The sequence below is a fragment of the Myroides oncorhynchi genome (assembly GCF_020905415.1).
Taxonomy (GTDB): domain Bacteria; phylum Bacteroidota; class Bacteroidia; order Flavobacteriales; family Flavobacteriaceae; genus Flavobacterium; species Flavobacterium oncorhynchi_A.
Genome location: NZ_JAJJMP010000001.1, coordinates 1693451 through 1717035 on the forward strand (window position 1 = coordinate 1693451; position 23585 = coordinate 1717035).

The 23585-nt window shown below is 33.6% G+C and carries 20 protein-coding genes; 10 read left to right on the top strand and 10 right to left on the bottom strand.

What is annotated here, in order from left to right:
* Positions 1-188 precede the first annotated feature (188 nt).
* The 6 genes from hxpB (at position 189) to LNQ81_RS07550 (ending at position 7627) form a co-directional block, all read left to right on the top strand.
* Complete coding sequence (hxpB, locus tag LNQ81_RS07525) at positions 189-857, top strand: hexitol phosphatase HxpB (RefSeq protein ID WP_229945578.1); 669 nt, start codon at positions 189-191, stop codon at positions 855-857.
* 40 nt (positions 858-897) lie between these two features.
* Positions 898-2148, top strand: a complete 1251-nt coding sequence (locus LNQ81_RS07530) for a type IX secretion system plug protein (RefSeq protein WP_229945579.1) — start codon at positions 898-900, stop codon at positions 2146-2148.
* 56 nt (positions 2149-2204) lie between these two features.
* A complete protein-coding gene (gene apaG / locus LNQ81_RS07535) occupies positions 2205-2600 on the top strand; it encodes a Co2+/Mg2+ efflux protein ApaG (RefSeq protein ID WP_229945581.1) in 396 nt (131 codons plus the stop codon).
* A gap of 560 nt (positions 2601-3160) precedes the next feature.
* Entirely contained in the window at positions 3161-4786 is a 1626-nt protein-coding gene (gene pruA / locus LNQ81_RS07540) for an L-glutamate gamma-semialdehyde dehydrogenase (RefSeq protein WP_229945582.1), read from the top strand.
* A gap of 367 nt (positions 4787-5153) precedes the next feature.
* The gene (tmaT, locus tag LNQ81_RS07545) at positions 5154-6743 is read left to right on the top strand and encodes a trimethylamine transporter TmaT (protein ID WP_229945584.1); all 1590 of its coding nucleotides are present in this window, start codon (positions 5154-5156) and stop codon (positions 6741-6743) included.
* 2 nt (positions 6744-6745) lie between these two features.
* On the top strand, positions 6746-7627 hold the full coding sequence (locus LNQ81_RS07550) for a universal stress protein (RefSeq protein ID WP_229945585.1): 882 nt from the start codon (positions 6746-6748) through the stop codon (positions 7625-7627).
* Between the two features lie 36 nt (positions 7628-7663).
* Here the strand turns inward: LNQ81_RS07550 and rsmG are convergent, their stop codons facing one another.
* Positions 7664-8293, bottom strand: coding sequence for a 16S rRNA (guanine(527)-N(7))-methyltransferase RsmG (rsmG, locus tag LNQ81_RS07555; protein WP_229945588.1), 630 nt, complete (start codon positions 8291-8293; stop codon positions 7664-7666).
* A gap of 115 nt (positions 8294-8408) precedes the next feature.
* On the opposite strand from rsmG, the gene LNQ81_RS07560 reads away from it, so the two are divergent.
* The gene (locus tag LNQ81_RS07560) at positions 8409-9599 is read left to right on the top strand and encodes a pyridoxal phosphate-dependent aminotransferase (RefSeq protein ID WP_229945592.1); all 1191 of its coding nucleotides are present in this window, start codon (positions 8409-8411) and stop codon (positions 9597-9599) included.
* 81 nt (positions 9600-9680) lie between these two features.
* Entirely contained in the window at positions 9681-10259 is a 579-nt protein-coding gene (locus LNQ81_RS07565; RefSeq protein ID WP_229945593.1) for a Crp/Fnr family transcriptional regulator, read from the top strand.
* A gap of 201 nt (positions 10260-10460) precedes the next feature.
* Here the strand turns inward: LNQ81_RS07565 and gpmI are convergent, their stop codons facing one another.
* Positions 10461-11978, bottom strand: coding sequence for a 2,3-bisphosphoglycerate-independent phosphoglycerate mutase (gene gpmI, locus LNQ81_RS07570; protein ID WP_229945595.1), 1518 nt, complete (start codon positions 11976-11978; stop codon positions 10461-10463).
* A gap of 190 nt (positions 11979-12168) precedes the next feature.
* On the opposite strand from gpmI, the gene LNQ81_RS07575 reads away from it, so the two are divergent.
* On the top strand, positions 12169-12912 hold the full coding sequence (locus LNQ81_RS07575) for a murein L,D-transpeptidase catalytic domain family protein (protein WP_229945596.1): 744 nt from the start codon (positions 12169-12171) through the stop codon (positions 12910-12912).
* 72 nt (positions 12913-12984) lie between these two features.
* Here LNQ81_RS07575 and LNQ81_RS07580 read toward each other — a convergent pair whose 3' ends face one another.
* Positions 12985-14577 carry a L,D-transpeptidase family protein gene (locus LNQ81_RS07580; RefSeq protein ID WP_229945598.1) on the bottom strand — a complete coding sequence of 531 codons (1593 nt, stop codon included), beginning with the start codon at positions 14575-14577 and terminating at the stop codon, positions 12985-12987.
* Between the two features lie 178 nt (positions 14578-14755).
* Here LNQ81_RS07580 and LNQ81_RS07585 point away from each other — a divergent pair, with 178 nt between their 5' ends.
* Positions 14756-16633, top strand: coding sequence for a TonB-dependent receptor plug domain-containing protein (locus LNQ81_RS07585; protein ID WP_229945600.1), 1878 nt, complete (start codon positions 14756-14758; stop codon positions 16631-16633).
* Positions 16634-16999: 366 nt separating this feature from the next.
* Here the strand turns inward: LNQ81_RS07585 and LNQ81_RS07590 are convergent, their stop codons facing one another.
* From LNQ81_RS07590 to LNQ81_RS07620, 7 genes are all read right to left on the bottom strand, one after another.
* Positions 17000-17650 (bottom strand): WG repeat-containing protein, encoded by a 651-nt coding sequence (locus LNQ81_RS07590; protein WP_229945602.1) that lies wholly within the window; start codon positions 17648-17650, stop codon positions 17000-17002.
* A 72-nt stretch (positions 17651-17722) separates the two neighbouring features.
* Entirely contained in the window at positions 17723-18472 is a 750-nt protein-coding gene (locus LNQ81_RS07595; protein ID WP_229945604.1) for an SDR family NAD(P)-dependent oxidoreductase, read from the bottom strand.
* Positions 18473-18491: 19 nt separating this feature from the next.
* Entirely contained in the window at positions 18492-20801 is a 2310-nt protein-coding gene (locus tag LNQ81_RS07600; RefSeq protein WP_229945606.1) for a DUF748 domain-containing protein, read from the bottom strand.
* A 97-nt stretch (positions 20802-20898) separates the two neighbouring features.
* Positions 20899-21471 carry a pentapeptide repeat-containing protein gene (locus LNQ81_RS07605; protein WP_229945608.1) on the bottom strand — a complete coding sequence of 191 codons (573 nt, stop codon included), beginning with the start codon at positions 21469-21471 and terminating at the stop codon, positions 20899-20901.
* A gap of 69 nt (positions 21472-21540) precedes the next feature.
* Complete coding sequence (locus LNQ81_RS07610; RefSeq protein WP_229945610.1) at positions 21541-22683, bottom strand: glutathionylspermidine synthase family protein; 1143 nt, start codon at positions 22681-22683, stop codon at positions 21541-21543.
* Positions 22684-22686: 3 nt separating this feature from the next.
* Positions 22687-23073 carry a hypothetical protein gene (locus LNQ81_RS07615; RefSeq protein ID WP_229945612.1) on the bottom strand — a complete coding sequence of 129 codons (387 nt, stop codon included), beginning with the start codon at positions 23071-23073 and terminating at the stop codon, positions 22687-22689.
* 6 nt (positions 23074-23079) lie between these two features.
* Positions 23080-23370, bottom strand: a complete 291-nt coding sequence (locus LNQ81_RS07620) for a hypothetical protein (protein ID WP_229945614.1) — start codon at positions 23368-23370, stop codon at positions 23080-23082.
* Between the last annotated feature and the right edge of the window lie 215 nt (positions 23371-23585).

Below are 23585 nucleotides of genomic sequence, written 5' to 3' on the forward strand. Positions count from 1 at the left end.
TTAGTTGGTTTGTGTGAATATATGTGTTTTTTAAAAGTGAATATGTTTTATTTTTGCATATTTAGTTAAAAATATAAATATAGGTATTTTTTTTGTTTGAACATATTTAGTAGAATAGGTATTTCGTCTTAAAAACTCTTTTTCTATCTGTAGACGAATGGTTATCTTCGTACTTATTAAGAAATATTATGGAGAATAAAGTGATAACAACAGTACTTTTTGATATGGATGGAGTCTTAATTGACTCGGAGGGATTTTGGCAACAAGCAGAGGAGGAAGTATTTACTTCGGTTGGAGCTATATGGGATGAGGAAATTGCACTTCAGACACAAGGGAAGACAACTAGAGCGGTGACTGAACTGTGGTATGAACTGTTTCCTTGGAAAGGTAAGACTATTGAAGAAGTAGAGCAAGCAGTCATAGATAGAGTAGAAGAATTAATTCGCGCTGAGGGGCAGATTAAAGAAGGAGTAGTACAGACCTTAACATTCTTAAAAGGAAGAGGTGTCAAGATAGGATTAGCAACTAATTCACCAGAAGTTTTAATTAATGCAGCACTTGAACGTCTTGGTATTCGTGATTTCTTTCAGACTATTGTATCTGTAGAACACGTTGAGAAGGGTAAACCAGCGCCAGATGTATATCTAAAAGCAGCATCTAATCTAGGTAGTCAGCCTAGTGAATGTATTGTTATTGAAGATTCGTTTACAGGAGCTACAGCTGGTAAGAATGCGAATATGATAGTCATCGCTATTCCCGATAAGGAACAATACGATCAAGAGAGGTTTGATATTACAGACTTTAAATTGAAGAGTATGGTTTTATTAAATGAAAAAATTGTATCTTTTTTGCAGTAATATAAAGGAGATAGTTTAGCAAAGTTTAAAAACAGTAATTATGCGAAGTAAGATCGTTTTTTTGATCCTATGTTTGATTGGGGTTTTCAGCGTAAAAGCGCAGGCACCGCAGAACTTTACAGCGGATTATATCAAGACTGTTGGCTTTATGAGTAGCAATAGAGCTGTTAACCCTTTCTTTCAGTTAGGGGATAGCTTTACACTTGAGTTTGATGATTTGTATGGTGATGATAGTGATTATTATTATCGTGTTAAGGCTTATAATTATGATTGGACGCCTTCTAAACTGAAGCAAATAGAGTATATAGATGGTCTTGATAGACAAAGAATGTTGGATTATGAAAATTCTTTTAATACTTTACAGAATTACACACATTATAAATTGACATTGCCTAGCAGTAGATATCGCATATTGAAAAGTGGAAATTATGTTTTAGAGATTTATAACCAAAGTAATGAGGTTGTCATTAGACGCAAGTTCGTTCTTTATGAGAATGTAGTGAATGTTCCCATACAGATTAAAAGGACGCGTAATTTAGATTATTTTGAGACCAAACAGAATGTGGAGCTTACTGTAGCTTTAGGAGATGCAATATATCAGAACCCTGTTCAGAATATTAAAATTGCAATATTCCAAAATGGTAGATGGGACTCTTTCCTGAATAATATCAAACCGCAATATACCATGGGGAATGATCTTATTTATAAATATGAAGAACAGACACAGTTTTGGGCGGGTAACCAGTTTCTAAACTTTGATAATAGTGATATTAAACAGGTTAATAATATGATAGGATCTATCACTACTGATAACGGGATTTATAATACTTATCTCTATACTAATGAAAGTAGAAAGAATAAAGGATATACATACTTCCCAGATATCAATGGAAGTTTTTATCCTAGAACTATCAATGGAAGAAATTCTCAAACCGAGGCAGAGTATAGTTGGATTTATTTTAGTTATAAACCAGCTGAAGATACAGTAAGTGGCTTAGACTATTATGTCACAGGAATGTTCAATGATTATGCCTTGATTCCCGAGAATAAGATGAAGTATAATGAGGAAAAAGGAACTTATGAACAGACGATTTTAGTAAAACAAGGGTTTACTAATTTTAGTTATACTGTTTTGCAAAAAGGAGTAGTAAGTCCAGAGTTAGCTCCAGACGGTAATTTTGCATTAACGACTAATAAGTATCAAGTATTGGTATATTATCGTGGCAATAACGATCTATATGATAGAGTAATAGGTATCGGAGAAGCAAGTGCTGAGAACATTGTTTACTAGTAGGTAGATTATTTTTGGTATATATTAATTAAAATGTTTTAATAGTTAATAATAAGATGGAGAAGATGGTTTCACAAACAACAAAGGGAATAAAAATCACAGTGAATACTGAATATGAAGGAAGCTTTTTTAGAGCAAAGAAAGTTTGCTATACTTTTTCATATACTATTACTATTGAAAACAATACGACTAATTATGTTCAAGTATGGAGTCGATTTTGGGAGATATATGATGCTCTTAATAGTACCAAAATAGTACAGGGAGCAGGTGTTGTAGGCGAGCAACCTATTATAGAACCAGGGGCAAAGTATTCATATAGTAGTGGATGTTTACTTAATTCTCCATTAGGTGCAATGAAAGGGTATTATGAGATAATGAATTTAAGTGATAATAAGTTTTTTACAGTAGAAATACCAAGTTTTAAACTATCAACTCCCTTTGTGCTGAATTAGAGTAAGAGATTCATTCGCTTTCATAGGCGATATTTATATTTGAGATGTTGAATTACCTATCAAGTGTGCTAAGGCAGCTTGATAGGTTTTTTTATAATTGCTGTTGAGAGAGTTGCCTAAGAGGATAAGATTATTTGAAGACTTCTTTTCTTAACTTGTTAAGATATGAATTTATCTAGGGCAAAAAATGATTGAATATTGGTAGGAGAATGGAAGAACAATGTTTCGAATAAATAGCCGTTTTTAGAGGAAATATGCAGAGATACCTCATGTTTTCAGCAAGGATATAGCGTTGAAGTAGTATTTGTTTTTTAATCTCTTTAATTATTGTAAAATCACAGTGCGTTATTTATAACTATTAGACAGTATAAACTTTTGTATGTTGATTAGTTATTTGTTCTAAATTAGAAAATATAGTTATTAATTAAATAGAGGGTTGATATTCAATGTTTTATTTGTGTTAAATGATTGTTTTTAAGAAATAGGTCAAAAGTGTTTCCGATTTTTTTGATTATATTTGTAATTATTCATTTAGAAACTACATAAATTATAAACGTAATATGTCAAAAGGATTCTATCAAGTTCCGACTGCGTACAATGAGCCAGTTAAGTCTTATGCGCCTGGAACAACAGAAAGAGAATTGACTTTGAACTCGTTCAAAGAACAATACAACACAACAGTTGATATTCCATTATATATTGGTGGAGAAGAAATCAGAACTGGAAACACGAAAGATTTATTCCCTCCATTTGATCACAAACATAAATTAGGTGTTTACCATGAGGCTGATAAAGCTTTAGTAGAGAAAGCAGTAGCTACTGCTTTAGAAGCTAAAACTAAATGGGCTGCAATGCCATGGGAACACAGAGCATCTATCTTTTTAAAAGCTGCTGAATTATTAGCTGGTCCTTACCGTGCTAAGATTAACGCTGCAACAATGATCGCTCAAGCTAAAACATTACACCAAGCTGAGATTGACTCTGCATGTGAGTTTATTGATTTCCTACGTTTTAACGTACAATATATGACTCAAATCTATTCTGAGCAACCAGCTTCTGAGAATGGTATCTGGAATAGATTAGAGCACCGTCCATTAGAAGGATTTATTTACGCGATTACCCCTTTTAACTTTACAGCTATCTCTGGTAACTTACCTTCTGCCCCTGCTATGATGGGGAATGTAGTGGTATGGAAACCAGCTGCAACGCAAATATACTCTGCTAGAGTTATTGTTGAGGTGTTTAAAGAAGCTGGTCTTCCTGATGGTGTTATCAACGTAGTGTATGGTAACTCAGGTATGATCACTGATACATTGTTAGCTAGTCCTGACTTTGCAGGTATCCACTTCACTGGATCTACAGGTGTATTTAACAGCATGTGGGCTCAAATCGGTCAAAATATCAGTAATTATAAAACTTACCCTCGTATCGTAGGTGAGACTGGTGGTAAAGATTTCGTATTAGCTCATCCTTCTGCTAACGCTAAAGAAGTAGCTGTAGCACTTACTAGAGGGTCTTTTGAGTACCAAGGTCAGAAGTGTTCTGCTGCATCTAGAGCGTATGTTCCTGCTTCTATGTGGAACCAAGTTAGAGAGTATATGACTGCTGATTTGGCTACTATTAAGATGGGATCTCCAGAAGATCCTACTAACTATGTATCTTCAGTTATCTCAGAAGGTTCATTTGATAAATTAGCGAAAGCTATCGATCAAGCGAAAGCTGATGCTGATGCAGAAGTAATCTTAGGTGGTAAGTATGATAAATCTGTTGGATACTTTATTGAGCCTACAGTTATCTTAACTACTAATCCTAAGTACACTACTATGGAGACTGAGTTATTTGGACCTGTATTAACTATCTATGTATATGAAGATGCTAAATGGGCTGAAACATTAAAATTAGTAGATGAAACTTCTATCTATGCATTAACAGGAGCTATCTTCTCTGGATGTCGTTACGCTATCGCAGAGGCTACCGAGGCATTAGTTAATGCTGCTGGTAACTTCTATATCAATGATAAACCAACAGGAGCAGTAGTAGGTCAACAACCATTCGGTGGGGCAAGAGCTTCTGGTACGAATGATAAAGCAGGTTCTATCTTGAACTTACTTCGTTGGGTATCACCTAGAACGATTAAAGAAACGTTCATTCCAGCAACTGATTATAAATATCCTTTCTTAGGATAAAAAATTATATAGAAAAGGTGGTTGCAAAAGAGCTAACCACCTTTTTTAATTTACACTTGAATACAATTCAGTGCTTTTTATTGGGGATGTATGACCGATTTTAAGACAACATAGTTACGTTGTCTAGGTATACTACTAAGTAAGAATACACTATCTATTTTGCTTTTATCTTTTTTCGACAATAGAAAAAAGTCCCTTTTTATTAGGATCGTTTTTTAAGAGAACATGATTTTCATAGTACACTTATAAACGACTGAGTAAAAACTATTATCTTTTTTGCTTTTATTATTTTTCGATTACTGAAAAATGATCCTTTTTTATCTTTAAAGTACTGGGTTATAATTATTAATTATAAATAGTATAACTCATGTTTAAAAAATTACTTGACAATAAAAATTTGGTAATTAATCCACCAGTCTTTATCACTTCAATAGTATTAATAGTTGCTTTAATCCTTAGTTGCATACTTTTTCCAGAAAAAGTAAGTATTTGGTTTCCTAAAGCACAATTGGCAGTAACAGCTAATTTCGGTTGGTTTTTTGTACTAACCGTTAATGTAATCCTAGTCTTTGCTATTTATCTTGCTTTTAGTAAATTCGGTAAGATTCGATTAGGAGGAGATGATGCAGAACCAGAATTTACAAAAGCTTCTTGGTTTGCTATGCTTTTTAGTACGGGAATGGGAATTGGTATTATGTTCTTTAGTATTGCAGAGCCTGTTTCTCACTTTTTTAATACACCACGAGCAGTAGATGGCAATATAGAAGCTGCTGTACAAGCTATGGAGTTTACTAGTCTTCACTGGGGATTACATGCATGGGGTATTTATGCGATGGTAGGATTAGCGTTAGCATTCTTTGGTTTTAATCGTAAATTACCTATGACATTCAGATCCCTTTTTTATCCATTTTGGGGTGAGAAGATACATGGATGGTGGGGACATATCATAGACATTTTATCTGCCTTAGCTACTGTATTTGGTCTTTCTACTTCACTGGGATTAGGTGTAATACAGATCACAGCAGGGTTACAATATTTATATGGGTGGGAGATTACCCCTATGATGCAAGCGGGTATTATCTTATTTGTGATAAGTATTGCTACTATATCTGTATTCTCAGGGTTAGATAAAGGTGTGAAATTCCTGAGTAATGCTAATATGTATATAGCTGCGAGTTTTATGTTGTTAATCTTTATCTTAGGACCTACCTTATTTATCATGAAAGGATATGTAGAAAATACGGGTGCTTATTTGGCTAACTTTATTGATATTAGTACATGGAATGATACTTATGTTGGTTCAGGTTGGCAAAATATTTGGACTATTTTCTATTGGGCATGGTGGATTGCATGGTCACCTTTTGTAGGAAGTTTTATAGCGCGTATTTCAAAAGGACGAACTATTAAAGAGTTTATTTTAGGAGTACTTATTGTTCCAGGATTGATTACTTTGCTATGGATGAATGTCTTCGGAGGAAGTGCATTACATACTATTTTATCAGGAGATGTAACTATGATAGCTGCTGTGAAGGAAGACGTGTCTACTGCGCTGTTTGTGTTTTTAGAGAACTTTCCTTTTTCTAAGTTTTTATCAGTTATAGCTATTATATTGATATTTTCTTTCTTCATTACTTCATCAGATTCCGGATCATTAGTAGTCGATAATATTACTTCAGGTAGTAATGGAGAATCGCCAGTGTGGCAAAGAGTATTTTGGTCTTTTGCACAAGGGATTATTGCTATTGTACTGTTGTGGGGTGGAGGATTAGATGCGCTTCAGACAGCGGTGATTATTACGGGACTTCCCTTTGCTGTTATTCTGTTGATTATGTGTTATAGTCTACAGAAAGGACTTAGAGAAGAATTGGCAAAAACAACTAAGAAGGCAAAGTCAAAGGAGGAGAAGAGTTATAAAGAGATTATAGCTGAGTTATTAGATGAACCTATAAATAAGTAATGATGGAAAAGAATCAAAAATTAAATATCGCAGTAGGACTTGATTTATCTACAATGGATCAATATCTATTGCAATATATGCAAGTTTTAGATCAAATATTAGATATTAATAAAGTTACTTATATTCACAATCTAAAATTGGGAGAGTTACCTAAAGAATTGTTACAACCCGATAGAATATATCTGATCAAAGAAAAGATTACAAGTAAGTTAAGCCAGTATTTTAAGGAAGCGGGAGTGAGTTATGATTTTGATATTGTTGTTACAGTTGAAGGTTATACAGAATTGGCATTTATGAACTTATCTAAAAAATCAGTTTATGATTTATTAGTATTGGGTAATAAGCAAGAATTGGAAGGGACAGGTGCTTTGGCAGATAAGTTAGTTCGTATATTTCCATCCGCTATTCTTTTAGTACCCGATACTTATAAAGTGCCTATTACAACTATTATAGATGCTATTGATTTTTCAAAATATACTGTAGATATAATGAATTGGGCAGATCGATTTAAGAACAATTCGAAAGGACAAAAGATAGCGCATTCTGCTGTTCATATTTCTAAGTCATATATGGGGTTCTATCCTACAATGACTAACAAAGAATTAGAAAAAGTAACAAAAGAAGATATAAAAGAGAAACAAGAGAAATGGAATAAACGCTATGCGACTTATTCTGATATTGATATAGTACCTGCTGGGGAACGTAATATTTCTGCTTCACTTATAGAGTATGTTCGAAACAAGGATGCGGATTTATTGATATTAGGGGTAAAGGGAACGACAGGGTTTAAGGAAATATTCTTAGGTAGTGTGGCAAATCACTTACTACATCGACCTACTCGTACCTGTTTATTATTCGTCAAACAGAGTAAACTAGGTAAGTAAAAGTAAATAAGGCTGTCCTTTTAGACAGCCTTATTATTATGCTTTATATTTCAGAGGAAGATAAACTACCTTTTTGGTTTCAAAGAATTCGTCTGAGAAGATATTTGCTAGATCAAACTGAACGGCTTTAGGAAAGTCTTTTAGTTCTTCAGTAAGGTCACCTCCTTTTAGGTATAGAATACCATTGTCAAACTCGTGTTTGTTTTCTTTTTTCGTTTTAGTTCTAATCCATTCTACAAAGTCAGGCATATTAGTCACTGCTCTACTCACGATAAAGTCAAACTTCTCCTTAATTGTATCAGCTCGTTTCTGCTCCGCTTTGACATTCTTAATGTCTAATGCATTAACTACTTCATTCACCACGCGTATTTTCTTAGCGATGATGTCTACTAGGTAGAAGTTCGTTTCTGGATATAGAATAGCTAAGGGAATTCCAGGAAATCCTCCACCAGTACCTACATCTAATATATTAGCACCAGGTAAGAACTCCATTACTTTAGCGATGCCTAAAGAGTGTAGTACGTGCTTAGTGTATAATTCGTGAATGTCTTTACGTGAAATAACGTTAATTTTAGCATTCCAATCCGTATATACTTCTTCCAATTTCTCAAATTGAGCGATCTGTTCAGGAGTCAAATTAGGGAAATATTTTAAGATTTCTTCCATGTCGTAAATTTTGACAAAAGTAGGCTTTTTATTGTTAATAAATAAAAGGTAACACGGATTAATAGAGATTTAATAATTATCTTTGGAATTAAAGTTTCATTAAAATAGTTAACACATGAGCAACCAATTTCTATCTGATAGAATAAACAGTTTAACTACTTCGCAGACATTAGCTATGGCTGCGAAAGCTAGAGAATTAAAAGAACAAGGCATAGACGTTATTAGTTTAAGTCTTGGTGAACCGGATTTTAATGCTCCTGAGTTTATTAAAGAAGCAGCTATTCAAGCAATTAAAGATAATTATAGCAAGTATCCTCCAGTGGATGGGTATAAGGAGTTAAAAGAAGCTATAAGCAAAAAGTTTAAAAGAGATAATAACCTAAATTACTCACCTAGTCAAATAGTTGTGTCTACAGGAGCCAAACAATCATTATACAATGTAGCACAAGTAATGATAAATCCTGGAGATGAGGTAGTAATACCAGCTCCATATTGGGTAAGTTATGCTGAGATTGTTAAGATTGCTGAGGGGATTCCAGTAGAAGTACCAACTACAATTGATTCGGATTTTAAAATTACTCCTGAGCAATTAGAAGCTGCTATAACACCTAAGACCAAGATGATTTGGTTTTGTTCACCATGTAATCCAAGTGGATCAGTATATAGTAAAGAGGAATTCGAAGCTATCGCTAAGATATTAGAAAAATATCCTAATGTATATATTCTTTCTGATGAGATATATGAACATATTAATTTTACTGGTAATCATTGCAGCATTGGTACCATAGGTAATTTAATAGATCGCACTATTACTGTAAATGGTATAGCTAAAGCTTTTGCAATGACTGGATACCGTATAGGATACATAGGAGCACCTGAGTTTATAGCTAAGGCTTGTACAAAGATGCAAGGACAAGTTACTTCAGGAGCAAATAGTATAGCGCAACGTGCTACAATCACTGCAGTAGAAGCTGATCCAAGTGTTTTAAAAGAAATGGTGGCTGCATTTAAGAGTAGAAGAGATTTGGTGGTAGGATTGTTAAATGATATACCAGGTGTTAGAATTAATGTACCAGAGGGAGCATTTTATGTGTTTCCAAATATTGCTTCTTTTTTTGGGAAAACCCTTCAGGGAGTAAAGATTAATAACGCAGATGATTTATCTCTGTATTTATTAGAGAAGGCACATGTAGCTACTGTGACAGGTGATGCATTTGGAAATCCTAATTGTATTCGTATGTCTTATGCGACAAGTGAGGATCAGTTAATCGAAGCATTTAAGCGTATTAAAGAAGCATTAGCATAAACATAAAAGTTAAAAAAGCCTTATTTATAAGGCTTTTTTTGGCTTTATTCCTTATTTTTATATTTCCAAAAACTCATTACTGTGGATATATTATTACAAAGTATAGCAAAGCATGTATCTCTAACTAAAGAGGAGCAACAGATCATATTAGATTCTTTTACGGTTACTCGTTATCCAGCAAAAACAAAATTATTAGAAGCAGGAGAGGTATGCATTAATTCTTCTTTTGTATTATCAGGTATTGTACGTAATTACTGTCTAGATGATCAGGTAGTAGACCATACGGTAAGTTTCGCAGCACAAGGATGGTGGATTGCAGATATGTATAGTTTTTTATCACAGAAACCTGGTAATTCTTACTTAGAGGTTGTAGAGGATGCTATAGTGATGACTATAAGTAGAGATCATCAGTTAGCTCTATTTGATAGGGTGCCTAAGATAGAGAGATATTTTAGGATTCTTATAGAGCGATCGTTAGTAGCTACTCAGCAACGTCTGATGGATAACTTATCTTTACCAGCAGAAGAGCGTTATACTCGTTTTTTAGAGCGTTTTCCTGAGATTAAATATTGTTTGCCACAGAAGCAAATAGCATCGTATCTAGGGGTTACTCCTGAGTTTTTTAGTAAGATGAAAAAAAAGATGCTTACTGGAAAGTAGGTAAATAGAAAAAGCCACTCATCGAGTGGCTTTTTAACCCAAATTACGCGATAGGCATATAAACGAAAAGTAATTGTACAAGGTAGGTCTGAATTAGTGATACAAGCATACTATAGTATGGTTTTAGAGCTAATGAAAGAGCTATTAAGTAGAATTGCTTTGCAGTATTTGGCTAATGCGTAATCTGGGTTTAAATATATGTTAGACTAACGAGTGTCTAGTCATTTCTTCTGGTTGAGGTATTCCAATTAATTTAAGTATTGTTGGAGCTAAATCTCCGAGCACTCCATGGTTTACTTCTTTGATGTCATTATCTACGATGATAATCGGCACAGGGTTAGTTGTATGAGCTGTGTTCGGTGTACCATCAGGATTAATCATTACCTCACAGTTACCATGGTCAGCAAGTACGATAGTGGTGTAACCGTTATCAAGAGCAGTAGTAATTACTTCTTTGACACACTGATCAACTGCCTCACATGCTTTGATAGCAGCTTCCATAACACCTGTATGTCCTACCATATCTCCATTAGCAAAGTTTAAACATACGAAGTCGACTTCTCCTTTTTTAAGTTCAGGGATAAGTGCATCCTTAAGATCGTAAGCACTCATCTCAGGTTGTAAATCATAAGTGGCTACTTTAGGTGAAGGACATAAAATACGTTGTTCTCCTTCGAAAGGTAATTCTCTACCTCCAGAGAAGAAGAAAGTTACGTGAGGATATTTTTCAGTCTCAGCGATACGGATCTGTTTTTTACCGTGTTTCTCTAATATTTCACCTAGCGTATTCTCTAAGTTATCTTTATCGTAAACGACGTGGACATTTTTATATGTGTCATCGTAGTTTGTTAGTGTTACGAAATATAAGTCAAGTTTCTTCATGTCGTGATCTGGATGATCTTCTTGAGATAAGACTGTAGTCAGTTCGCGTCCACGGTCAGTACGGAAGTTAAAGAAAATGACAACATCATCCTTTTCAATATTACCTACAGGCTGGTTACTCTCATCCACCATTACGATAGGTTCGATAAACTCATCTGTTACATTATTAAGGTAACTTGCTTCAATACTTTTTACAGCATCAGTAGAGTGAATACCTGTACCGTTTACTAATAAATGGTATGCTTTAGCTACACGTTCCCAGCGCTTATCTCTATCCATAGCATAGTATCGACCAATAATAGAGGCTAATTTTGCAGATGAAGCACTTAGTCTGTCTTGTAATTGTTGAACATGAGCAGCTCCTGACTTAGGATCTACATCACGTCCATCAGTGAATGCATGCACATAGATGTCTGATAATCCTGCTGTAGTAGCAGCGTTAATCAGTCCATAAAGATGCTGCTCATGAGAGTGAACTCCACCATCAGATAGAAGACCTAAGAAGTGTACTTTTTTATTGTTTTGTTTTGCATAAGCAAAAGCTTCTTTTAGAGCAGGTTCGTTAGCTATAGTGTTCTCTTCTACAGCCATGTTAATTCTAACTAGATCTTGGTATACTATTCTACCAGCACCTAGATTCATGTGTCCTACTTCAGAGTTCCCCATTTGCCCTTTAGGTAATCCTACGTTAAGACCATCTGTAAGTACGTATGTATTTGGGTATTTTGTGTATAAACTGTCTATAAATGGAGTATTAGCATGCTCTATTGCAGAAACTTTTGGATCTTGGGTTTGTCCCCAACCATCCAAAATCATTAATATTACTTTCTTATTCATAATAGTGACGTTTAAAAAAATTAGTTGTGATATACAAATTTACGTATACTTCTATAAAGTTAACATATTTGATTAGCGAAATAATAGGACATATTTCCAAATATGATAAAAATTACTTGGATGGTATAATATTTTTTTTAATTTTACGTTCTTGAATGATAGAATTAGAGACTATAAATGAGATGATTATATGAAACAAAAGAATTTTTATTGGTTATTTGCCTCAATGGCTTTTTTTGGAAATGTAGTAGGAAGTAATACTTTACCAACGTCGAGTGAATATATTAATATAGTAGAAAAAGTTGCAGATAACGCAGTAGATTCAAAGGAAAGTAGTTTTGAGAGCACTGCAAATAGTTTGTATTCAAATCTTGATTTGAATAACTTTATTGCCCCATCTAAGGGAGTGTTTACTAAAGCTCTAAAAGGGTATTACCAATTGGCTGAATCTGGAAAAGTTAAAAACGAAAAACTAACTATAGTAGATTTTAGCTTATCTTCAGCTAAGCCACGTTTATGGGTAATCGATATGAAAGAAAATACTATTCTTTTACAATCGTTAGTTGCTCATGGTAAAAAGACTGGGGAAGAGTATGCTACTACCTTTTCAAATCGTGTTAACTCTCATATGAGCAGTTTAGGTTTTTATACTACTGGTGAGACATATACTGGAAGAAATGGGTTTTCGTTAAGACTTGATGGATTAGAGGCTGGTATAAATGACAAAGCTAGGGAAAGAGCAATTGTTATTCATGGAGCGGATTATGCATCTCCTAGTTTAGTTCGTTCGCAAGGTAAATTAGGTCGTAGTTATGGATGTCCTGCTGTACCTTTTGAAGTAAATGAGGAGTTAATAGATATGATTAAAGAAAAATCATTATTATTTATCTATTATCCAAGTAATCAATATTTAAATAGTTCGAAGATCGTATAATAATATAAAGATTATAAAACAAAACCGCCTGTAAGAATTTTCTTACAGGCGGTTTTGTTTGTAGTACATTAGTTACTGTAGTTTTTTATAGAGATCATTATCATATCCATAGACATCTCCGATTACTGTTGTCTTACCTTTAGGTTCTACTTGTAATGTCCAGTAAAGTTGGTGAATACCAATTTGTGTTTTATTGGTAGATATATTCTTTGTGTTTTGAGAATCTAATATTTTAGTAATTTCTTCTTTTGTTATTTCATTCTCTTGTACATCAAATATGAACTGTGCTAAGTCAAAGGGATCCTCAACTCTAATACAGCCTGAACTTAAGTTTCGCTGTGTTTTGGAGAAATTAGTTTTATTAGGTGTATCGTGTAAGTATACTGCATGATTATTATCGAACATAAACTTGATTCTACCTAAAGTATTACCTACACCTGCTTTTTGTACATATCTGTATGACGAAGCTTTACTAGAATCCCAATTTTCTGGTGAAACTACCTTACCTGTGCTTTTTTCATAAATAGTAAATCTAGCATTAGAAAAGTAGCTTAGATTAGCAGATGCTTTAGGTGTTAGGTCATTTTTAAGAATTGTTGGCGGTACTGTCCATGTAGGATTTATCACTACAGTCTTTAATACTGAAGTAAGTATAGGAGTTTTTCGGGCATTCTTACCTACAACTACTTTATGCTGTTTAATTGTATCCCCATCTTTAACTGCAACTAGACTGAAATCTGCAATATTAACTAAGATGTAGTTCTCGCCTAAGTTTCGGGGGAACCATCTCCATCTTTCTAGATTCACAATTATTTTTTCTTTAATATAATCTTCTTCTTTTAATATCGCATCTAACGTTTTCTTGTCAACAATACCATTTTCTATAAGTTTACTTTTCTTTTGCAATTTCTTGATTGAAGAAATAACCAATGGATTATTTATATAATCTGCAGCTAAGCTATCAGGATAATAATTGATAAATCTCAGATGCTTCTTTATATTTACTAGTTCTGGTATAGTATCATTAATATTTGGATGCTTATTTGTTATTACTTTTAGGGTATCTTGACTAAGAATGTAGTATTCTTTTAATTTTCTTCTTAGATCAGTATACATTTTATTAGGTGATCTAAGGCTGTCAAATGTTTCATTGATACTTTCTCTATTTAATGCTAGTAGCATTGTAGCAGCAGTATTGATTTCCTTTGGAAACATGTCCCAATCGTTGTAAAGCTTTCTTGGATTTAGAACTCCATTATATAGATCATTGCTAGCTCTGAAGTACGCTTTAGTAAATAGGAAGTCTGCTTGTATTTTATCCTTATCTGATAATGTTAAATAATTATCGTGATAATTGTGGATCTCAGTTGTATTATATTTTTTGTTATTAATACCATCTAAGTAAGCTAAATCCAAAGTATTTAATAATTGTTCTCGGTTGATACTTTTACTCCATCCTATTTGATATAAATTCTCTGTATAAAACTTTTGAATTTCTTTTGGTAATGTGGTTATAGATAGACTATCTATAAGTAATAGTGCTTCGTCTTCAATAGCAGTTACTTGTATGCTGTCATTTAGGATTAAAGTCTGTGTAAATGAGTTAAACTTCTTGCAAGAAGTAAGTATTATTAGACTCAAAAAACAGAAAGTTAGCTGTTTCATTTCTTATCAATTTTAAAACAAATTTAATATTTTAGTGTAAATAATTAGTATTTTAATATAAAATTCTTTTCATACCTCTGTTTATAAGGCATTGTGTACTGGACTATGTACAATATTCAAAGTGGACTACTAGTAATGTAATAGATAAAAATATTTTTGCACAAAGAATAATACTTATATGAAAAATGTTTACGTGGTTTTAGCTGTGTTTAGTACTTTCTATGCTTTTGCACAAGAAAAAGATAAGTCAGTAGAACTAGTTAAAGATATTAAAATAGAAGAAATAGTTATCTATAATCAAAGGTTGCAGTTACCTAGCTCATTAAAGAATAGAAATATTACATTTATTAATAAAGAGCAGATAAAGCAATTACCTGTATCATCCGTTAATGAATTACTGAGTTATGCTACAGGTGTAGATATCCGCCAGCGTGGACCATTTGGTACACAGACGGACTTTAGTATTGATGGTGGTAGTTTTGAACAAAATGTTCTATTGTTAAATGGACAAAAGATATCCGATCCTCAGACGGGACATAATAGCTTGAATATTCCTATACCTTTAGAAGCTATCGAGCGTATTGAGATTGTAAGAGGTCCTTCTGCACGTCTATATGGTGTGAACAGTTTAACGGGTGTAGTTAATATCGTGACGCGTAACCCTAAACAAGATGGATTGTTTGCTAATACTTATATAGGTTCTAGTTTTAAGAAGGATAAGGAAGGAGATCATGGTGAGTTATATAATAATAGAGGTGTACAGTTAGGTGGAACATTAGTACGCAAGAAAGATAACCATATGCTTTTTGGTAGTCATGATTCAGGTAATGGTACACGGTATAATACAGCTTATCACAATAATAAAATATTCTATCAAGGTAATTATATTCCTAATGAGAATAACGCTATTATGGTGCTAGCTGGACATACACGTAGCTCGTTTGGTGCAAATGGATTCTATGCTGCACCAGGAGATAAAGAATCTAAAGAAGTAGTGTCTACATCGATGTTGAATATTAGTTCACGTCATTATGTAAATGATCGCTTTACATTAATGCCAAGTGTAGCTTACCGATATAACTTTGATGATTATAGATATTTTAGAAATAATTTGAGCAAAGCTCGTAGTAGACATTATTCACATGCAATTACTGCTAATCTAAGAGGGGAGTATCTAACAGATTTCGCTAAAGTTTCTTTTGGTGGAGAGATGAGATACGAAGAGATAAATTCTACGAATATCGGAGATCACAGTAAGAGCAATTATGGACTCTATGCTGAAATGCAAAAAGAGTTCTTCAATAGACTTGATGTCAATGTAGGTGCTTATGTAAATTATAATACCAAATACGGATGGGAAGTTTTTCCTGGTATAGATGCTAGTTATACATTTAATGAGAATTGGAAGGCAGTATTTAATGCGGGTACAGCTAGTAGAATTCCGTCATTCACTGATTTGTATTTAGATCAACGTCCAGGGAATATTGGTAATCCTGACTTGCTACCTGAGAAAGCATATCAAATAGAGTTTGGGGGTAAATATGTAAATAAAGGATTCAGAGCAGAAGCATTTGCTTTTTACAGAGATATCAATGATTTTATTGATTGGATAAGAGTAGATACAACGGTACCATATCAACCCTATAATGCCTCAAAGAACAAAACAAAAGGTTTTAATACTGCCTTTAAGTATAAGATAGGGACTCAAAACACATATTGGGACTTAGGGGTGTCTTATACTTATTTATCGCCTAAAATAGAGAATAAGGAAGCAGATAAGATATCTAAATATGCCATAGAGAGCTTGAAACACCAGTTAGTAGGAACTGTAAATTATACTTATAATAATATTAGCGCCACTTTAGCGAATCGCTTTAATGAACGTATTAGTTATAAAAGCTACTGGCTTACCGATATAAGGGTAAATTATAATATGAAGAAATATAATGTGTACTTAGATGCACAGAATATATTTGATACAACATATATAGAGGCAGGAGCTGTGCCAATGCCTGGTAGATGGTTTATGTTAGGTATTAAATACAACGGACTATAACATTGGTTAGTTGGTCACCTTGATAGGAGTAAGTTAAAAAATTGTTGGGGCTTTTTACTTGACTTAGATTCTTATCAATTATTACTTGAATTTCAGATTATGTGATAGACATATAAAACGAAAGAGCTATGAAGTAGAATTGCTTTGTAGTATTTGACTAAAGCATATTTTGGGTAAAATAAAAAACGGTAGACCTTTGTACAGTCTACCGTTTTTTTTACCCCAGAATAAGTAATAAACATATAAATGAAAAGTAATTATACAAAATAACTCTGAATTAGATTAAAGCTTACTATAGTATGGTTTAGAACTAATAAAAGAGCTATGAAGAAGAATTGCTATAATGCTTATTTTGGGATTATATTTTTAGTTTGCTACTTTCGTACCTCTTTTATCAATCGTAAATGATTGAAATTTCACTTCTACTTGAGCTTGTCCATCTTCAAAATTACTAGCATAATCATACTGGAATGGAATAATAACCTTTCCTTTATGATCTATATAACCAAATAATTGATTTTTAGAAACTAGAGCTAATCCATCTGAAAAATCACCTACAAAATCATAAATAGCAGGGATTACTTTTTTTCCTTCTGTATTAAAGAATCCCCATTTTCCTCCCTCATAGAATGCTATTTTGTATTCACTACTAGTTTGGAGTTCTTCATAGGTAAAAGGAATAATAACTTCTCCCTTATCATTGATTGCTCCTTGAAAGTCATCAGCAGAAACAATAGAAACCCCTTCTATGAAAGATTCTATTTGATAAAATAAGGGTTCAATGTAAATCTCATTTTTACTGTTTTTAATTCCAAACAATTCTAGTTTCTTATCTTGATACCATCTCAAGTTATTTTGAAACTTAAAATCCGGGTCATTTTTTAAATCAATATATACTGTGTCAAGTTTTACAATTTCATCCAATTGTAAATTAAGAGAAGTAAAGTGACTTCTGAATGCCCAACTTGAAGTGCAACTCAGTCCTAGTAAGAGACTTATTGCTATTATTTGTTTCATTTTTTTAGTAGATTAACATACTATAATTGCGATGCAAATGTATTGGTTTTGCAATTAGTAATGTTATAATTTTTATATTTTTTTACGAATGGTTGTTGCACCTGCCTGTGCCTTTGGAAACACCGTAATATCAGCTACTTGCATATGCTCAGGTGAGTTGATGATATAGGCTATAGCACTTGCTATATCTTCTGCGACCAATGGAGTATATCCTTTATAAACATTTGAAGCTTTATCACTGTCCCCTTTAAAGCGAATTAAGGAGAAATCTGTTTCTACTGCACCTGGTGCGACATTAGTTACTTTTATACCCTCAGATAGCAAATCATATCTAAGACCTTTAGAGAAAGCCTCTACAGCAGCTTTTGACGCGCAGTATATAGTTCCGTTTTGATAAGCTTCTTTTCCTGCGATAGATGATAAGTTCACTATGTGTCCACTATCTTTACCCATCATAAGTGGTAGGATAGCTTTAGTCACATAGATTATCCCCATGACATTGATATTTATCATTGCTTCTAGATCATCCATATTAGCTTCTTGAAAAGTAGCTAATCCATGTGCGTTCCCTGCATTGTTTACTAGTACATCTATAGATTGCCATTGAGCTGGTAGATTCGCTATTGCATCGAATGTTCCTTTCTTGTCGCTTACATCAAATGTAAGTGTAGTTACTTCGGTTACTTTAGATAGTTCTGCTTCGATAGAGGCTAGGTTTGCTGTATTTCTACCACATAAGATTAGTCTGTGATTAGGAGCTAATGCCTGTGCGGTAGCTTTACCGATCCCTGAAGTAGCACCAGTGATTAAGGCTGTTTTCATATTGTTTTGTGTGTGTTGTTTATAATACTGTCTGTTTAAGACCTTGCATAATACAAAGCCAAAGATAGTTGAAAAAAGACTTTTCTTGTGCTCTTTCGACAGTTTTGATATTCACTGTTTTTACCTCGTCTTTTGTGCTTTTTCGAATAAATATATTTCCAACAGCAGACAGAAGTTTTTTCTTACTTTGTCCATCTTTTTTATAAATAGTTACTCGTAGATCTTCGTATTCCATACCGTATGTTCCTGTAGCAGAACGGTTGTTTCCTGAAAAATTAAACGTTACTAAACTAATGCTACCTTGAGTAGAAGCCTTGACATAGGGCTGTAAGAAAGGTTGCATTGAGTTTGCAGGAAAGTTAGTAATCTTACCTTGTATATTAAACTGATCACTTTTATTCAGGACATTAAATGTCCAGTCTACTCGTAAAGGAGCTGCATTCATAAATTTTGCATTTACAGCAATGGCAGTAGTAGGAACTTTAGTTTGTCCATAACCACTGTACACATTTTTTATCGTAGCATTAAAGTTGTGAAACATTATCTTACCAGGAGCAACAGCGTTCTTATCTGTCTCTTCATAGACTAGTTTAGAGTTTTTAATCGCTACATTATTTACCTGTAGACCAAATTTTATATCGCGTAGCTTTTTACTAAACATGGGTTTAGTACTCATATTAAAAGTAGGAGCTTTATCTCTAAAGATATTTGCATCTAGTTGATTGATGTTTACTAACTCTGTTTTAAACATTAATATACCCGCTTTATCAAAGTTCCATGAGTAATCTTTTAGTGTGATATCCTTTGCATTTAATGTAAAGATATCATCAGCATATCTAAACATGCTCACTGTTTTTTTTCGCGAATACTTTGGTTTCATCGCGAAGTTAGATAGCTTAAGTTCTTTGTTATCTATCAGAAGGTTACTAGCTGTGATGTCGTAATATTTATGTGTGTTGTACTTTATTGTCCCTGTTGAGAACTTGGTCTTGCCATAAGAAAAAGGAATCTTCTGTGATGACGTAACGTTAGTTATATCGATATCAAGTATTACAGTATTTACATCACTGATACTTAGGCTAGGTGTTTTCTTATCTCTTTCTTGCAACGCAAACGAACCTTTATTTATCTCTAATGAATCTAACGAGATATGATCCATTAGTAGTTTCTTTATTTGTTTAGGTTTTTTTTGTGTGTGGTTAGGTTTGAAAGTGATGATAGGAGAATCTATTAGTACCTTAGATACATTTAATTTTTTATCTACTTCATTAGTGACTTTGCTGATAAGGATATTCATTTTCTCTGTTTTCCAAGTATCTAATGCATCTAGTGAAAGTTTATTGATCTTAATCTCTCCGATGAGTAAGTCAAAAGGGACAAGCTTAGGGATGGTATCTTGTATCACTACAGATGTAGGAGTATTATTGTTTTTACCTTTCTTTTTGTTTTTAGTAGGTTGTTTTTTTGCTATTGCGATATCTTCTTTTAGTTTGTTATTCTTGATTTGTATAGCAGTAGAGTCTGTTTCTATAGAAGCTATATGTATAAAAAAATCCTTCTCATTCTTATATCCCCAGTCAGTGCCCTTTAATTTTAAATGGGGGATATCCACAGCTAGTAGGTTCTTCTCTAGTCCTGGCGTTGTAAGTGTTTTATTAAAAGGTTTGACAGATAGTTGACTTACTTCTAATTCGGTAGGAGAGATAGAGACTTTGCCTAACGTTAGTTTATGCCAATCGTTTAACTTATTATATATCGAGTCACAGCTCAATGAATACGTCTCATATCCAAAAGGTATTGCCTTTTCTTTAACCTCTTGATCGAAGTGTACTCCATTAATCGTAGCACTAAAGTTATACACTTCGTTTAAGCGTGTATGACTAGCTCTGTTTTTAATAAGTACGTGCGCGGCCTCTACTATGATAGAGGATATGTCCACATTATTAGTGATGTCTACTTTCGGTTGATTGTCTATAATGCTATCGCCTTGTATCACTGTGATGTTAGGTGATACAAACTTTATCTTATTAGCGCGAAGATTTTTTGTCTTTAGTAATTCTCTCATTGCTACTCCTTGTATGACTATTTCGTCTAGAGAGCCCTTGATATAAGTCGTGTTCTTGTGGGATAGTGTATCCTTAGGTGTTATCGTAATTCCTGAAATACTTAATCTTCTTAAGGCAGGAGAGTACTCTATATCTTCGTAAGTGAAATTATAAGGTGTAGTGTTCTTCTCAGCTATTAATTCTGGAAGTTGTGTGTATATAAAACGATTTAAACCATATTTGCCACCTTGATAAAGACCAAAAACGATCAATATAGTTAGCAATATTTTTTTTATTCGTTTGGGAATTTTAATCATAAAAAAAGATAAATTAATACCTAAATATACTAATTTATCTTATTTAAATGATGTATTAGTTGTTTTATTTTATAACTAACTGATGGTTTGTCAATAATCCTGCTAATCCCTGACTAGAGAATATTGCCTTCTTAAGTTTAGTAGAAGAAGGATCTATCTCATAATTATAACTTGTGTAGAAGTCTGCTTTCTCAGCATTAGCTTTAGTAAATACTGCTCTATGCAAGTTGCAATTGTCAAATAATGCCATTGTTAGGTCTGTTTCCATAAAGTCAACGCTAATCATACTACAGTTAGAGAATAACTGTTTTTTTAGCTTTAACCCATAGAACTGTGCAAACTCAAGGTTACAATCCGTAAATGTGAACTCAAATATCACTTGATCTATCATAGCAAAATTAACACGTGTAAAATTACACGCAGTGAAGTTGACATTTCGAAGACCAACATAGTTTACTTCTGCATCTTTAAAATTGCAATTGATAAAATCACAATCAATAAAGATGGTTGCTAAAAATGAACATGCACTCAAGTCACAATTTTCAAACTTACAGTTTTCAAATTCTCTAAAGGAAATGTCATTAAAACCAAATGTTGTATTGCTATATTTTTGGTCGTAGATAAATTCGGGTGTCATATAGTAGGGGATTAATGTTCTGATACAATCTTAAGTGTTGTAGTGTATCAGAGGTATAATGTATAAATATTATTCTATGATATGTGGGACAAATCTACTTTTATCTGTCGTGATTCTATTATCACTCTCTCTAAAGGTAATACCACACGATTCTTGTCCGATAATCCAGCTACCGATGATAGAATAGCCCGTAGTCTCTTTATGAAGATTAGCTAGTGCCTGACAGATATATCCTTCATCACCATAATCGCCAGGTGTAGCCTCTACGATAGCACCGTTCTGATACATTGTGACATTAGCTCCTTCTCTTGATAACAGTGGTTTTTTTACATAATCGCGCATACTATGAGGAGTGTCGAAATATGTCTCTAATAGTAAAGGGTGATTAGGGTATAGCTTCCATAGGATAGCCATAATCGCTTTGTTAGACAGAATCATCTTCCATGATGGTTCTATCCAGTTGGCTTGTGCTACATCATTTGGAATGTGAAGAGCAAAAGGTTCATAGATTAACCATTCCCAAGGATATAGTTTGAATATATCAGTGATCGTCTCCTCCTCTAAGTCAGTGAAAGACTCCCCATTCCAACCAATATCATCTATAAAGATCAGCTTGGTATGAATACCTGCCTGTATAGCTGTATCTCTTAGGTACTCTATATTAGTCAAATCCTCAAGAGTCTCACGCATACAACTAAAGTGTAGTGTATCCCCTTTAAGATATGGCTTAAGTGTGGCCCATGAGGCAATCAGTTGATCGTGTACAGAGTTAAATTGGTCTTTTCGCTCACTAAAATAATGTTGCATCCATTGCCACTGTACTACTCCTGTCTCGTATAAAGAAGTAGGAGTGTCAGCATTAAACTCTAATACCTTTAATTGTTGTTTGACTTCATCATAAACGAAATCAAATCGGCCATAAATACTTGGAACGTCGTTTTCCCAAGATTGATTGATATGTTCATGAAAGAATAATGGAATCTGAAACTGATCATATAGTTTATTTGTGATCACATGTCCTACAGCCTCTAGACACATCTGCCATAGTTCTGTAGTAGCATTATATACTTTATCTGCAAATGGCGCATCTATACTGTAATAATAATGTTCTATCCAGTAGGGTACATTATTCTCATCAGTATGAAAACCAAATCCATTATCTTCTAATCTCTTTTGCCAATTCGCATCAGCAGTTAGGTATTTTACTCTCATCGTTTATGAACTTGCGCTACTTGATTTAGCTGTTGATCCAAAACCACCTCTAGAAGACGTATGTTTCTTGACAGCATTAGATTTGGCTGTGTTGGTTCCTACGTTAGCTTGATGAGAAAGTCCTTGACTTGCATATCCCATACCACCACCCATCATAGGTCTAAAAGCCATATACCACAATAGAGCACTTCCCATACCACCACCGCTATGACTGCGCTGTTGGTTATATTGTTGTGTCACATCTGTATACGGAGCAGAGCTGTCTGCACGCATATAGACTTTCTGCTCTTGTTCTTTATTTTGTTCTTCTTGATCAGGAGTCTTAGAGCACGATGCTAATGCTGCAGTAATAAGTACTAGACTCACTGCTTTACTACTTTTTCTGTTCATAATATATTATTCTACAGTTACATAAATTGGCACTTTCACTAAAGAGGTAGTTGTATTATCTCCCCAAGCCTTTGCTTCTTTGGCAGTTTTTAGTGTGTCTGTCTTTTGTGTTATAAGTTGTCCGTTTGCCCAGATTTTCTGACTAGTGATGTGTAAGATGCTATCGCCAACGACTACAGACTTAAGAGTAACCTCTCGTGCTGATTGTTTATCGATAGTTTCTAAATCAGTTTTTTTAGACTCACCTCCACATGATACTAATGTGATTGCTGTAAGAATAGATAATATGTATTTCATAACAATTGTTTAATTCAACTTGGGATAAAGATAATGAAGTTTAAGTTAATCTCATTTATCCTGTACAGCATTGTCTTTCAAAAAGTGAATCAAGTGCATTGAAATTTTTATTCGTTTTCATAATACCTGTTAGTAAAGTGAATGAAGTGTTATTCTTAGGTTAGAGATGAATAGTAGAAGTATAATAAGTGGATTGTTGGACAAAAAGATGTTTT

Bases quoted from the DNA above. Each gene is read 5' to 3' on its own strand.
- LNQ81_RS07595 (WP_229945604.1), bottom strand. From the start codon at position 18,472: ATGAAAACAGCCTTAATCACTGGTGCTACTTCAGGGATCGGTAAAGCT.
- rsmG (WP_229945588.1), bottom strand. From the start codon at position 8,293: ATGGAAGAAATCTTAAAATATTTCCCTAATTTGACTCCTGAACAGATC.
- LNQ81_RS07620 (WP_229945614.1), bottom strand. From the start codon at position 23,370: ATGAAATACATATTATCTATTCTTACAGCAATCACATTAGTATCATGT.
- LNQ81_RS07605 (WP_229945608.1), bottom strand. From the start codon at position 21,471: ATGACACCCGAATTTATCTACGACCAAAAATATAGCAATACAACATTT.
- tmaT (WP_229945584.1), top strand. From the start codon at position 5,154: ATGTTTAAAAAATTACTTGACAATAAAAATTTGGTAATTAATCCACCA.
- gpmI (WP_229945595.1), bottom strand. From the start codon at position 11,978: ATGAATAAGAAAGTAATATTAATGATTTTGGATGGTTGGGGACAAACC.
- apaG (WP_229945581.1), top strand. From the start codon at position 2,205: ATGGAGAAGATGGTTTCACAAACAACAAAGGGAATAAAAATCACAGTG.
- LNQ81_RS07590 (WP_229945602.1), bottom strand. From the start codon at position 17,650: ATGAAACAAATAATAGCAATAAGTCTCTTACTAGGACTGAGTTGCACT.
- hxpB (WP_229945578.1), top strand. From the start codon at position 189: ATGGAGAATAAAGTGATAACAACAGTACTTTTTGATATGGATGGAGTC.
- LNQ81_RS07530 (WP_229945579.1), top strand. From the start codon at position 898: ATGCGAAGTAAGATCGTTTTTTTGATCCTATGTTTGATTGGGGTTTTC.
- LNQ81_RS07610 (WP_229945610.1), bottom strand. From the start codon at position 22,683: ATGAGAGTAAAATACCTAACTGCTGATGCGAATTGGCAAAAGAGATTA.
- LNQ81_RS07550 (WP_229945585.1), top strand. From the start codon at position 6,746: ATGGAAAAGAATCAAAAATTAAATATCGCAGTAGGACTTGATTTATCT.
- pruA (WP_229945582.1), top strand. From the start codon at position 3,161: ATGTCAAAAGGATTCTATCAAGTTCCGACTGCGTACAATGAGCCAGTT.
- LNQ81_RS07615 (WP_229945612.1), bottom strand. From the start codon at position 23,073: ATGAACAGAAAAAGTAGTAAAGCAGTGAGTCTAGTACTTATTACTGCA.
- LNQ81_RS07575 (WP_229945596.1), top strand. From the start codon at position 12,169: ATGAAACAAAAGAATTTTTATTGGTTATTTGCCTCAATGGCTTTTTTT.
- LNQ81_RS07585 (WP_229945600.1), top strand. From the start codon at position 14,756: ATGAAAAATGTTTACGTGGTTTTAGCTGTGTTTAGTACTTTCTATGCT.
- LNQ81_RS07580 (WP_229945598.1), bottom strand. From the start codon at position 14,577: ATGAAACAGCTAACTTTCTGTTTTTTGAGTCTAATAATACTTACTTCT.
- LNQ81_RS07560 (WP_229945592.1), top strand. From the start codon at position 8,409: ATGAGCAACCAATTTCTATCTGATAGAATAAACAGTTTAACTACTTCG.